We start from the raw sequence: 12492 nt of genomic DNA on the forward strand, positions 1-12492 counted from the left end.
CCCCGCCCCCTCAGGTCATATGCCTCTCGCGACAGCCTCGCACGCGAAACGTTCGAGCGCTGCGATTCGGAGCACTGAATCTCGGATTCGACGCGTTCGACAGACCCCGCGGCGACACCGAGAGAGGGCGTCAACTACCCCATGAACAGCGGAAGTTGAGAGAGGCTCCGGTCTACCGGTACTCAGCGCTTGGCGACGAACACATGGGAGGCGACGTCCGCCTCCAGCTCGGCCGCCTCACCGCCGCTGCCCACCAGCACCCCGCCGGCCGCCTCCGTCACGCTCACCACCGAACCGGGCTGCACACCCGCCCGCCGCAGCGTGTACATCAACTGCGCGTCGGTCTGGATGGGCTCACCGATCCGGCGTACGACCACGGTCTTGCCGTCCGTACCCGGATCCAGGTCGGCCAGCGACACCATGCCCTCGTCGAGGAACGGGTCCGCGCCGTCCTTCTCGCCCAGCTCCTCCAGGCCCGGGATCGGGTTGCCGTACGGCGACTCGGTCGGGTGGCGCAGCAGCTCCAGCACCCGCCGCTCCACCGCCTCGCTCATCACGTGCTCCCAGCGACACGCCTCGGCGTGCACCTGTTCCCACTCCAGGCCGATCACGTCGACCAGCAGGCACTCGGCGAGCCGGTGCTTGCGCATCACGCGCGTCGCCAGCCGGCGGCCCTCGTCGGTCAGCTCCAGATGGCGGTCGCTGGCGACGGACACCAGACCGTCCCGCTCCATCCGCGCCACCGTCTGGCTCACCGTCGGCCCGCTCTGGTCGAGCCGCTCCGCGATGCGGGCGCGCATGGGGACCACGCCTTCCTCTTCGAGCTCGAGGATGGTGCGGAGATACATCTCCGTGGTGTCGATCAGTCCGGACATACGTGCCCCTCGATTACCTCTGCCGGAAGCCCGGCCGCGTGCGTGCGCTGGCCCTGTCACCAATTCTGCCGGATCCCACTGACAAGCGGGGGACGCGGGGAAAACAGGAGCCCGGCAACTCGGCCCGCCGCTGCCGCCCCCGGCCGTATTGACACCGAGATGGTCCAGACCGGAGGGTGATCCGCGACACAGACTTCCGTGCCACGGACCTCCGCGCCACGGACCACGGCGTCGACCGCGCAAAGGGGCACCGCATGAGCGACGGCACACCTGCCGACCTGTTCTTCGACGCCGCGATCGGACTCCTGCAACGCGTCCGCGACGAGGAGGCCGAGGCGATCACCGCCGCCGGCACCCTCCTCGCCGACACCGTCGCCGCCGGCGGCCGGCTGTTCGCCTTCGGCGCCGGGCACTCCTCCCTCGCCGCCCAGGACGTCGTCTACCGCGCGGGCGGCCTCGCCCTCATGAACCTCCTGGCCGCCCCCGGCCTCGTCGGCGTCGACGTGATGCCCGCGACCCTCGGCTCCCGCCTGGAACGGGTCGACGGACTCGCCACCGCCGTCCTCGACACCTCGCCCCTGCGCGCCGGCGACGCCCTCGTGATCATCTCCCTGTCCGGCCGCAACGCCCTGCCCGTCGAGATGGCCGTCACCGCCCGCACCCGCGGCGCCAAGGTCATCGGCGTGACCTCGGTGGCCTACGCCGCCGAGACCGCCTCCCGGCACTCCTCCGGCACGTACCTCAAGGACCACTGCGACGTCGTACTCGACTCGAAGATCGCCATCGGGGACGCCGAACTCACCCTCGACACCATCCCCGCCCCCTTCGCCCCCGCCTCCACGGTCGTCACCAGCGCCCTGCTCCAGGCGGTCCTCGCCACCACCGCGGCCACCCTCGCCGCCCGCGGCATCGAACCCCCGCTGCTGCGCTCCGGCAACGTCGACGGCGGCCACGAATGGAACGCCCGCGTGTTCGAGGAGTACCGCGACCGGATCTTCTACCAGCACTGAGGCCCGGCGCCGCGCGGCCGCTACCGCTGCCGCTACTGCTGCCGTTCCTTCGCCAGCTGGGCCAGATCCAGCGCCGCGGCGATCCGCACCGCCACGTCCTCCGCGTACGTCGCGTCCACCCGCTCGAAGCGGCTGCGCCCCGACGTGCGCAGGAACGTCAGCACGCCCAGCGTCCGCCCCCGGCAGCGCAGCACCGCGCACAACGCGTGCACCGCGTCCCCCGGCCACTGCCGCTCCAGCGCCCACGCCCGCGCACGATCCGCCGTCACACTCCCGGCGTCCGCCCGCACACTCCCGGCGCGCGCCACGCACTGCAGGGCCGGATGCCCCTCCTCGTAGCGCACCGGCAGCCCCGCCGCGCCCGTCAGCAGACTCGGCCCCGGCGACCCGGACGGCGTGGCCGCGATCCGCACCAGCCGCACCGGACCCACGTCCCCGTCCGCCCGGGCACCGCCCACCACCCGGTCGACCACCGCGTGATCGGCGAACCCCGCCAGCGCGAAGTCCAGATGGACGGTGGCGGCCTCCACCGGGTCCTCGCACTCGGAGGCTGCGCGGCCCGCACGATGCAGCTGGTTCGCACGGAAGCGCAGCACGGCCGCCTCCTGCTCGGCCTGCTTGGCCTCCGTGACGTCCTGGAACAGCCAGCCGACCCCGAGCGGCACCGGCTCCTCCGCGAGCGGCGACGCCAGCCGCACGAACCCGGACCGCCAGCAGCGCCGCTCCTCGCCCTCCGCCGTCCGCACGCTCACCCACATCTCGGCCGGCGCGGGCGGCGCGCCCTCGGCCAGCACATACGTGAGCGCGCCCTCCAGATCCTCCACGCCCTGCGCCAGCAGCTCCCCGAGCGGGCGCCCCAGCGCCGACGTGCGCCCCGTCCCGAGCGCCCGCGCCGCATGCGCGTTGACGACGGCGGGCCGCAGATCCGCGTCCACGAGGACGACACCCCAGGCCGCGTCCTCGAACAGCGCCTCGCTCAGCGCGATCGACCGCTCCAGGTCGATCTGCGTATGCACCTCGCTGAACGCGCAGTACACGCCCGCCGGCTTCCCGTCCGGCCCGCGCACGGCCGCCGACTGCGTCCGCACCAGCACCCGTCCGCCGTCCTTGGTGAGCAGCGCGAACTCGTGCACCTGGCGCCCCGGGGCGTGCATGGCCGACAACAGCCGCCCCTCGACCTCGTCGGCGTCCGCCTCACGCACCGCCCAGCCGGCGAACCCGTGCCGGCCCACCGCCTCGGCCGCCGTCCACCCGAGGATCCGCTCGGCCTCACGGTTCCAGTGCGTGACGAAGCCGTCCGCGTCGAACGCGCACAGGGCCGCGTCCATGCCGTCGAGGAGCGCGGCGAGCAGATCGGACCCGCCCGAGTCCTCCGGACCGTCCCGCTCCGGTTCCGGCTCGGGCTCGTCGGGCCCCAGCTCGTCGGTGGTCCCACTACGCCGGGAAGCACTCACCTGGACCCCCATCAGGCTGCGTCCGCACGCACGGCGCGCCGGTTCCTCGCTGCCCTTCATTCAACTCGAACGTGACGCAGCCCACACCGTGTTCCCGCAAGATTGAAGGAATCGTTGCAAGCCGACGCTCACAACCCGAGCCGAAGATCCACCCACTCATCGTCCTCTCCGTCGAGCACATACCGCTCCACCTCGACAAACCCGCATCGCCCGGCGAACCGCAGCCCGTCCTCGTTGACCGCGAGCACACACGTCTCGACGGCCTCGGCGCCCTGCACACGCGCGTGCGCGAGCCCACGCTCGTACAACGCCTTGCCGAACCCCCGCCGCCGAAACCCCGGCAGCACCCGCGCGATCACGGTCACCGCCCCGTCGACCGCGGGCCGCACGGTCGAACACCCCACGAGAACGTCCCCGAGATACGCGTTCTCCAGCCGGTATCCCCGCGCCAGCCGCTCCCGCGCCTCGGCAGCCGACATCGCGGCCGGCGGTACGACGACGTTGTGCACGTACCGCCACTCCTCCAGCGCCTCGTCCCCGCCCACGCCGACGACCCTCAGCACACCGCTCACGCGTCCCCCGCCTCTCCTGCCGCCCGCCGCGCGTACACCTCGATCTCGATCTTCATCCGCGGATCCGCCAGCCCGCACACCATCATCGTCGCGGCCGGGCGCACATCCCCGAACACCCGCCGCAACGCCGGCCAGCACGGCTCGAAGTCCTCCCGCACGGGCAGCAGGTACCGCACCCGCACCACGTCCTTGAACCCGCAGCGGGCCTCGGCCAGCGCCGCCCCGATGTTCCGCAGACACTGTTCGGCCTGCTCCACGACGTCCTCGGAGATGGTCATCTCGGCATAGTCGAACCCCGTGGTCCCGGACACATGCACCCAGTCCCCGTCCACCACGGCCCGCGCATACCCGATCTGCTCCTCGAACACCGACCCACCGAGAATCACCTGCCGCTTTGTCATGTACGAAACGCTAGACGACCGCCGTTGGAAACCGCGGCCGTAAACATCCCGAAAAAGCAGTTGAACCGGCTCCCGCGGCTTCTTAATGTGTGGGGTACACGAGAAGGGAGGTGGTTCGGCAGATGTATGACAACCGGACGCGTGAGGTGACTGCGGGCTAGCGCCCGTCACCACACCGAGTGCGGTGCCGGACCGGCACGTGACAGACGCGTGCAGCCGGCCCAATCCCAGCAGTCACCCGACCCGCGAACTCGCCGGTACGTCCGGCCGGCTTCTCCGTCGTCAGACGGAGGGACCTCGAGTTCGCGGGTCGTCTGCGTCCGCGTGGGATTTCGCGGGGCTCAGAGGAGACTCAGGGGCTGAGGCGCTCCACGTGCCAGGTGCCGTCGGGGGCGGTGACGTAGCGGAGGCGGTCGTGGAGGCGGTTGTGGCGGCCCTGCCAGAACTCGACCGTGCGGGGCTCGATGCGGAAGCCGCCCCAGTGCGGGGGGACCGGGACCTGTTCGCCCTCGGGGTAGCGGGCGCTCAGGTCGGCGTAGGCGGCGTCGAGTTCGGTGCGGGAGTGGATGACCGAGGACTGGGCGCTGGCCCAGGCGCCGAGCTGGGAGCCGTGCGGGCGGGTGCGGAAGTAGGCGGCGGTCTCGTCGCGGCCGGTGCGGCGGGCGGTGCCGGTGACGATGATCTGACGGGCGATCGCGTGCCAGGGGAAGAGCAGCGAGATCTGCGGGTTCGCGGCGAGGTCCTGGGCCTTGCGGGAGTCGTAGTTCGTGTAGAAGACGATGCCCTGGGTGTCGTACTGCTTCATCAGGACCGTACGTGAGCTGGGATGGCCCTCGGCGTCGGCGGTGGAGACGATCATCGCGTTGGGTTCGTAGATCATGCCGTCGGCGGCCGCCCGCGCGGCTTGTTCGAACCAGCGGGTGAACTGGTCCATGGGGTGTGCGGCGAGGTCGTTCTCGTCGAGGCCCTCGGCCTGGTAGTGCTTGCGCATCAGCGCGGGGTTGAGGATGGGGTCGGCGGCGGCGGCGTCGGGGTCGGTCACGCGGTCATCTTGCCGCACGCACACAGGGGTGGGGGCCACATGTGACGCAGAGCCAATGTGGCACTGAGTGCCGCTGGGCTCCCCAATGCTGGCACTCGGGGTTATGGTGCAGATGCCTCCGCCGTACACCTCACTGAGGAGCCGCCCCATGTCCGACTTCGTACCTGGGCTCGAAGGAGTCGTCGCGTTCGAGACGGAGATCGCCGAACCGGACAAGGAGGGGGGCGCCCTGCGGTACCGGGGCGTCGACATCGAGGATCTGGTCGGGCACGTCTCGTTCGGGAACGTCTGGGGGCTGCTGGTCGACGGTGCCTTCAATCCCGGTCTGCCGGCCGCCGAGCCGTTCCCGATCCCGGTCCATTCGGGTGACATCCGGGTGGACGTCCAGTCGGCGCTCGCCATGCTCGCCCCGGTCTGGGGTCTCAAACCGCTCCTCGACATCGACGCGGAGCAGGCTCGGGACGACCTGGCGCGGGCCGCGGTCATGGCGCTGTCGTACGTCGCCCAGTCCGCGCGCGGGCAGGGGCTGGCGATGGTGCCGCAGCGGGAGATCGACAAGGCGAACTCGGTCGCGGAGCGGTTCATGATCCGGTGGCGTGGGGAGCCGGATCCCAAGCATGTGGCGGCTGTGGACGCGTACTGGACGTCGGCCGCCGAGCACGGGATGAACGCGTCGACCTTCACCGCGCGGGTCATCGCGTCCACGGGTGCGGATGTCGCCGCCGCGCTGTCGGGTGCGGTGGGTGCGATGTCGGGGCCGTTGCACGGGGGCGCGCCGTCCCGGGTGCTGGGGATGATCGAGGAGATCGAGCGGACCGGGGACGCCGAGGCCTACGTCAAGGGTGCGCTGGACCGGGGTGAGCGGCTGATGGGGTTCGGGCACCGGGTGTACCGAGCGGAGGATCCGCGGGCGCGGGTGCTGCGGCGGACGGCGCGGGAGCTGGGGGCGCCGCGGTTCGAGATCGCGGAGGCGTTGGAGAAGGCGGCGCTGGAGGAGCTCCACAACCGTCGGCCGGATCGTGTGCTCGCCACCAATGTGGAGTTCTGGGCGGCGATCATGCTGGACTTCGCGGAGGTGCCGGCGCACATGTTCACGTCGATGTTCACGTGTGCGCGCACCGCTGGGTGGTCGGCGCACATTCTTGAGCAGAAGCGGACGGGGCGGTTGGTGCGGCCGTCGGCGGAGTATGTGGGGCCGGGGGTGCGGAAGCCTCAGGACATCGAGGGGTACGGGGACATCGCCCACTAGTCCGGGGCGTCGGCCAGTCCGGGGCGTCGGCCTGGCGTCGTCGGCCCCCAGGAGCGGCATGGTCCGGTTTCGCGCCGGCGGCCCGGTGGTCGGGCTCGGCGGGTGATGCGCGGCCGGTGGCGCCGGACATCACCCGCCGGGTGAGCGGTCAGTGCTTGTTGACGGCCGAGGCCCAGTCGAAGTCCACGCCCATGTCGTGGTACATCTTCGAGTACCCGACGAAGCAGTTGAACGCCGTGACCTTGCCGTTCTTCAGGTACCAGAAGTCGGCGGTCGGCGCGTCGACCTGATGGCCGTTGCCCTTGACGACGCCGCCCGTCGGCGCCTGGAGCTGTCCGTCGAACGTGCCCTGGATCGACAGCTCGATGCTGATCACGTCGCCGTTCACGGTGATGCGCTTGAGGTCACGGTGAACGTTGGAGAAGAGGCCCTTCATGTAGGGCAGCACGTTGCCGAGCGCGTCCCCCCGGTAGGCCTGGCCGGCGACCATGTCGTTGAAGACGCCGTCCTTGGTGAAGCTGTTGACGAACGTCGGGACGTCGATGTGGCTGCCTTCCGCCACGTAGTAGTCGCGCAGGACGACCGCGAGGTTGGCCTTCTCGTGCTTGGTCAGGTGGCGGTCGGTGAGCGGCAGCTTCGCCAGCTGGCGCGCGGTCAGGGTCGGGGCGGCCGCGCCGCTGTGGACCGCTGCCCCGTTGTGGGCGGGGCTCGCGGCCTGTGACGGCACGGCGGCGATGGAAAGACCACCCAGGACAGCTACCGCGGTCGCGGCGGTGATCGACTTCCGGCTGAGCAGCTTCATGTCGTGTTCCTCCAGGTTGGTACTCGGGATTCGAGATCCGTCGCAACGGCGTCTGCCGCGTCCTTAGTAATTCAAACGCTCGCTTGACCTTATGAACGGCAGCGCGGGCTGTCAAGCCGTTGTTTGAATTCTGTGGTCACACTGTTGACGATGTACTCAAACGTATGATTGAGTACATTGCATGACACAGGTGGCGAAGACGGACCTGCGCCGGGAGGCCGGGCAGCGCACGCGGGACGGCCTGCAGACGGCCGCCCTGGAGTTGCTCTCGCAACGAGGCCAGGAGGGCGTGACCCTCCGCGAGATCACCGATCGCGCCGGAGCCAACGTCGCCGCGGTGCGTTACCACTACGGTTCGCTGAAGTCGCTGTGCGACTCCGCGATAGAGCACGCGCTGGAACGGTATCTGGACGAGAAGATCCTGGAACTGGACTCCCTCGCCTCCACCGCGACGCTCCATGAGGTGGCGACGGCGTTCGTCCGGCCGATGGTGCGCGCGCTGGCGGCCGGCGGACAGGACCTGGCCGTGATGCGGACCGTGGCGCGGGTCGGCATCGATCCGCCTCAGGGGTGGGAGCGGCTGAACGGCAAGTTCGACCGGAGCCGCCGGGGGGCCGCCCGGGTGCTGGCACCGAACCTTCCCGGGGTGGACGAGCAGGAACTGATCTTCCGCACGCGCTGCGCGGCCGGCCTGCTGAACTGGCTCGCGCTGGCCCCCATCGGCACCGAGCTGGCCGCCATGTCCGCCGAGCGGATCGAACGGCAGCTGGTCCCCGTGGTGGCCGGGGCGTTCCGCGGGGGCGCCGCCGTCGACGGCTGACCGGGCCGGAGGCCGGTGGAGTCGCGGCCCAGGAGGCGCTCAGCCCAGGGTCTCGTCCAGCAGGGCCGCCCACTGGGCGACCACCCGCTCCCTCCTCGCCGCGTCGTCCGTCAGGAGGTTGGCCAGGCCCAGGCCCCTTGCCATGTCGAGGAGGCCCTGGACGGTTTCCCGAGTGCCGGGGCGGGATTCGTCGGCGGCCAGGAGGTCCACGGCGATGCGGTGGGTCTCGCGGCCCACTCGGGCTTCGAGTTCGGTGACGCGGAGGCGGAGCTGGTCCTCGTTGGACGCGGCGACCCAGAGGTGGAGGGCGGCGCGGAAGAGGGGGCCGGTGTACAGGTCGACGAGGGCGCTGACCACGGCGCGGCGGTCGTCGGCCGTGCCCTGCGGGAACAGGGCGCGCAGGGCTGTGGAGCGTTCTTCGGCGACGTATTCGACGGCGGCGGTGAAGAGGTCCTCGCGGGTGGGGAAGTGGTGCTGGGCGGCGCCCCGGGAGACGCCGGCGCGTTCGGCGACGACGGCGACGGTGGAGCCTGCCCAGCCGTGTTCGGCGAGGCAGGCCACGGCGGCTTCCAGGAGCCGTTGCCGGGTGGCCCGGCTGCGGTCCTGTTTGGGCGCGCGGTCCTGTTGAGGTCCGCGCGCGTGTTCCGCCGTGTTCGCGCCGGCCGTACTCACACCACCCACGCCGCATCCCGTCGTTCGAGGAAGGCCGTCATCCCCTCGCGGGCCTGGTCGGAGGAGAACAGCCGGGCCGAGAGCGCGGTCAGGTCGGCCGCGTCTCGGTCGAATGTTTCCAGCACCCTAGCTGTGAGCAGCTGTTTCGTCTCGGCCAGGGCCTGGGGGGCGGACCGGCGGAGGCCGTCCAGGATGGGTTCGAGGGCGGTGTCGACGTCGTCGGCGGTGGTGGTGAGGAGGCCGAGGCGTACGGCTTCGGGGGCGTCGAAGCGTTCACCGGTGAGGTAGTAGCGGGCCAGGGCGCGGGGGTCGGTGCGCGGGAGGAGGGTCAGGGAGATGACGGCGGGGGCGACGCCGATGCGTACCTCGGTGAAGGCGAAGGTGGCGTCGGTGCCGGCGGCCGCGATGTCGCAGGCGGCGAGGAGGCCGAGGCCGCCGGCGCGGACGTGGCCGGTGACGCGGGCTACGACGGGTTTGGGCAGTTCGACGATCTGACGCAGGAGGCCGACGAGGGCGTCGGGGTGGGGCGGGTCGCGCAGGTCGGCGCCGGCGCAGAAGGTCGTACCGGTGTGGGTGAGGACGACCGCGCGGATGCCGGGGTCCTTGGCGCAGTCGGTGAGGGCCTCGGCGAGTTCGGCGACGAGGGCGGCGGACAGGGCGTTGCGGGTGGGGGCGGAGTCGAGGCTGAGGGTGGCGACGGCACGCGCGCGTGTCTGTCCGATCAACGTCATGGCCGCTCCCCCGGTTCCCCGTGCGCTGTGGTCCGCCCGAGTGCGCGCAGTTCGCGGCGGAGTATTTTCCCGGAGGCCGCGCGGGGCACGCCGGCGATGAAGGTGACCTTGCGGACGCGTTTGTAGGGTGCGACGCGTTCGGCGACGTAGAGCATGGTCTCGTTCTCGGTGAGGTCGGCTGCGGTGGGCTGGCGGACGACGAAGGCGTGCGGGATCTCGTTGCCGTCCTCGTTGTAGGCGCCGACCACGGCGGCGTCGGCGATGCCGGGGTGGGTGAGCAGGAGTGCCTCCAGTTCGGCGGGGGCCACCTGGAAGCCCTTGTACTTGATGAGTTCCTTGACCCGGTCGACGACGAACAGCCAGCCGTCCGCGTCGGCGTGGCCGACGTCCCCGGTGTGCAGCCAGCCGTCGGGGTCGATCATCGCGGCGGTGGCGTCGGGCCGGCCGAGGTAGCCCTTCATGACCTGGGGGCCGCGGATGAGGATCTCGCCGGGTTCGTCGGTGTCGAGGTCCTTGTGCGGGTCGTCGAGGGAGACGATGCGCATCTCGGTGCCGGCGATGAGTTTGCCGACGGTGCCGGGCGGTGCGTGGTGCACGGCGTCGAGCGGGACGACGTGGGTGCCGGGCGAGAGTTCCGTCATGCCGTAGGCCTGTGCGAGGGGCGGCAGGCCGAGGCGCTCGGAGCAGGCTGCGGCGAGGCGGGCGTCCAGGGGCGCGGCGGCGCTCATGACGTACTTCAGGGAGGACAGGTCGTACTGCTCGACCAGCGGGTGCTTGGCGAGGGCGAGGACGATCGGCGGGGCGACGTACAGGCCCGTGATGCGGTGGTTCTGGATGGCCGCGAGGAAGGTCTCCAGGTCGAAGCGGGGCAGTACGACGACGGTGGCGCCCATCCGCAGGGGCGCGTTCATGAGCGCGGTGAGGCCGTAGATGTGGAAGAGGGGGAGTACGGCCAGGATGCGGTCGCCGGGGCCGGTGGGGACGGCGGGTTCCAGTTGGGCGAGGTTGGTGGCGATCTGCCGGTGGGTGAGCATCACGCCCTTGGGGATGCCGGTGGTGCCGGAGGAGTACGGCAGTGCGGCGACGTCCTCGGCGGGGTCGATGTCGACCTGTGGCTCGGGGGCGTCACCGGCCAGCATGTCGATCAGCGAGCGGTGTCCGGGCGCACTGTCGCAGACGAATATCTCCGCTATGCCGCCGGCGAGTTCGGCCGCCCGGCGGGCGGCCTCCAGCAGGGGTGAGACGGTGACGATCCAGCGCGCCGCGGAGTCCTTGAGCTGTTTGGCGAACTCCTCGGGCGTGGCGAGGGGGTGCACGGTGGTGACGGAGGCACCCGCGCGCGTGGCCGCGTAGAACGCCGTCGGGAAGGCGACCGTGTTCGGGCTGTGCAGGGCGAGTACATCGCCTTTGCGGACGCCGGAGTCGGCGAGTGCGGCGGCGATCCGGCGGTGGAACCGGTCCAGTTGTTCGTAGGTGAGGGTGGTGCCGTCGGTGCCGTCGATCAGGGCGGGCGTGTCGCCGAACGCGGCGGCCCGGCCCAGCACCGCCTCGTGGATGGGGAGTTCTACGGGCGGGACGTCTGCGTACTCGCTGCGGAACACGGTTCCTCCAAGGCGGCCTAGTACGACTTGGGCAGGCCCAGGGTCTGGTGGGAGACGTAGTTGAGAATCATCTCCCTGCTCACCGGAGCAATACGAGCCACGCGCGCCGCTGTTATCAACGAAGCGAGCCCGAATTCCCGGGTGAGTCCGTTGCCGCCGAGGGTGTGCACGGCCTGGTCGACGGCGCGCACGCACGCCTCGCCCGCCGCGTACTTGGCCATGTTGGCCGCCTCGCCCGCGCCGATGTCGTCTCCGGCGTCGTAGAGGTGTGCCGCCTTCTGCATCATCAGGCGGGCGAGTTCGAGGTCGATGTGCGCCTGGGCGAGGGGGTGTGCGATGGCCTGATGGGCGCCGATGGGGGTTTTCCAGACGGTGCGGTCGCGCGCGTACTCGATCGCCTTGGACAGTGCGTAGCGCCCCATGCCGATCGCGAAGGCGGCCGTCATGATCCGCTCGGGGTTGAGTCCGGCGAAGAGTTGCAGGAGGCCGGCGTCCTCGTCGCCGACGAGGGCGTCGGCGGGCAGCCGCACGTCGTCGAGGACCAGCTCGAACTGCTTCTCGGCTGCCTTGAGTTCCATGTCGATGGGGTGCTTGTGGAAGCCCTCGGCGTCGGTCGGGACGATGAACAGGCAGGGCTTGAGACGTCCGGTGCGGGCGTCCTCGGTGCGGCCGACGATCAGGACGGCGTCGGCCATGTCGACGCCGGAGATGAAGACCTTGCGGCCGGTGAGCAGCCAGTCGCCGGTGTCGGGGTCGCGGCGGGCGGTGGTGGTGATGCGGTGGGAGTTGGAGCCGGCGTCGGGTTCGGTGATGCCGAAGGCCATCAGGCGTGAGCCGTCGGAGAGTGCGGGCAGCCAGGCCCGCTTCTGTTCCTCGGTGCCGAAGCGGGCGATCACTGTGCCGCAGATCGCCGGTGAGACCACCAGCATGAGGAGCGGGGAGCCCGCGGCGCCCAGTTCCTCCAGGACGATGGAGAGTTCGGCGATGCCGCCGCCTCCGCCGCCGTACTCCTGCGGGAGGTTGACGCCGAGGTAGCCGAGTTTTCCGGCCTCCTGCCAGAGTTCGGTGGGGGCGCGGCCCTCCGCGATGGTTCGGGTGATGTACTCGCGGCCGTACTTCCTGCCGAGGGTGGCCACCGCTTCGCGGAGTGCCTTGTGCTCGTCGGATTCGATTCGGGGGGTCACGGCGGCTCCTTCGGGTGCGGGATCGTTGTGGTTTCTCGCGCTCACGCGGCGGTAGCCGCATATCGGTGCTGCCCCGCGC

Annotated in this window: 13 protein-coding genes; 3 read left to right on the forward strand and 10 right to left on the reverse strand. The window is 70.9% G+C overall.

The window, feature by feature from the left end; genetic code table 11:
- Positions 1–182: 182 nt before the first annotated feature.
- Positions 183–875, reverse strand: a complete 693-nt coding sequence (locus ABZ642_RS20285) for a metal-dependent transcriptional regulator (protein ID WP_360485538.1) — start codon at positions 873–875, stop codon at positions 183–185.
- 254 nt (positions 876–1129) lie between these two features.
- Here ABZ642_RS20285 and ABZ642_RS20290 point away from each other — a divergent pair, with 254 nt between their 5' ends.
- Positions 1130–1885, forward strand: a complete 756-nt coding sequence (locus ABZ642_RS20290) for an SIS domain-containing protein (protein WP_360485541.1) — start codon at positions 1130–1132, stop codon at positions 1883–1885.
- Positions 1886–1917: 32 nt separating this feature from the next.
- Here ABZ642_RS20290 and ABZ642_RS20295 read toward each other — a convergent pair whose 3' ends face one another.
- The 4 genes from ABZ642_RS20295 to pdxH all read right to left on the reverse strand — a co-directional run bounded on the left by ABZ642_RS20295 (position 1918) and on the right by pdxH (position 5303).
- On the reverse strand, positions 1918–3339 hold the full coding sequence (locus ABZ642_RS20295; protein ID WP_360485544.1) for a PAS domain S-box protein: 1422 nt from the start codon (positions 3337–3339) through the stop codon (positions 1918–1920).
- A 128-nt stretch (positions 3340–3467) separates the two neighbouring features.
- Positions 3468–3911: a GNAT family N-acetyltransferase gene (locus ABZ642_RS20300; RefSeq protein WP_360485547.1), complete on the reverse strand. Its 444-nt coding sequence runs from the start codon at positions 3909–3911 to the stop codon at positions 3468–3470.
- Positions 3908–4312 carry a RidA family protein gene (locus tag ABZ642_RS20305; protein ID WP_360485550.1) on the reverse strand — a complete coding sequence of 135 codons (405 nt, stop codon included), beginning with the start codon at positions 4310–4312 and terminating at the stop codon, positions 3908–3910. The genes ABZ642_RS20300 and ABZ642_RS20305 overlap by 4 nt, the downstream gene beginning before the upstream one ends.
- A 352-nt stretch (positions 4313–4664) precedes the next feature.
- Complete coding sequence (gene pdxH, locus ABZ642_RS20310) at positions 4665–5303, reverse strand: pyridoxamine 5'-phosphate oxidase (protein WP_360485972.1); 639 nt, start codon at positions 5301–5303, stop codon at positions 4665–4667.
- A gap of 199 nt (positions 5304–5502) precedes the next feature.
- On the opposite strand from pdxH, the gene ABZ642_RS20315 reads away from it, so the two are divergent.
- Positions 5503–6603, forward strand: a complete 1101-nt coding sequence (locus ABZ642_RS20315) for a citrate synthase 2 (protein WP_360485553.1) — start codon at positions 5503–5505, stop codon at positions 6601–6603.
- Between the two features lie 148 nt (positions 6604–6751).
- Here ABZ642_RS20315 and ABZ642_RS20320 read toward each other — a convergent pair whose 3' ends face one another.
- Entirely contained in the window at positions 6752–7405 is a 654-nt protein-coding gene (locus ABZ642_RS20320) for a nuclear transport factor 2 family protein (protein ID WP_360485556.1), read from the reverse strand.
- 181 nt (positions 7406–7586) lie between these two features.
- Here ABZ642_RS20320 and ABZ642_RS20325 point away from each other — a divergent pair, with 181 nt between their 5' ends.
- Positions 7587–8225 carry a TetR/AcrR family transcriptional regulator gene (locus ABZ642_RS20325; protein ID WP_360485559.1) on the forward strand — a complete coding sequence of 213 codons (639 nt, stop codon included), beginning with the start codon at positions 7587–7589 and terminating at the stop codon, positions 8223–8225.
- Positions 8226–8264: 39 nt separating this feature from the next.
- Here the strand turns inward: ABZ642_RS20325 and ABZ642_RS20330 are convergent, their stop codons facing one another.
- From ABZ642_RS20330 to ABZ642_RS20345, 4 genes are read right to left on the reverse strand one after another with little or no spacing between them, the layout of a single operon-like run.
- Positions 8265–8906 (reverse strand): TetR/AcrR family transcriptional regulator, encoded by a 642-nt coding sequence (locus tag ABZ642_RS20330; RefSeq protein ID WP_360485561.1) that lies wholly within the window; start codon positions 8904–8906, stop codon positions 8265–8267.
- A complete protein-coding gene (locus ABZ642_RS20335) occupies positions 8894–9628 on the reverse strand; it encodes an enoyl-CoA hydratase family protein (protein WP_360485564.1) in 735 nt (244 codons plus the stop codon). Before ABZ642_RS20335 ends, ABZ642_RS20330 begins: the two co-directional genes overlap by 13 nt.
- Complete coding sequence (locus tag ABZ642_RS20340; protein ID WP_360485566.1) at positions 9625–11229, reverse strand: 4-coumarate--CoA ligase family protein; 1605 nt, start codon at positions 11227–11229, stop codon at positions 9625–9627. Before ABZ642_RS20340 ends, ABZ642_RS20335 begins: the two co-directional genes overlap by 4 nt.
- A gap of 17 nt (positions 11230–11246) precedes the next feature.
- A complete protein-coding gene (locus ABZ642_RS20345) occupies positions 11247–12413 on the reverse strand; it encodes an acyl-CoA dehydrogenase (RefSeq protein ID WP_360485569.1) in 1167 nt (388 codons plus the stop codon).
- Positions 12414–12492 lie beyond the last annotated feature (79 nt).

The sequence above is a fragment of the Streptomyces sp. NPDC007157 genome (assembly GCF_040634235.1).
In the GTDB taxonomy this organism is placed as follows: Bacteria; Actinomycetota; Actinomycetes; order Streptomycetales; family Streptomycetaceae; genus Streptomyces.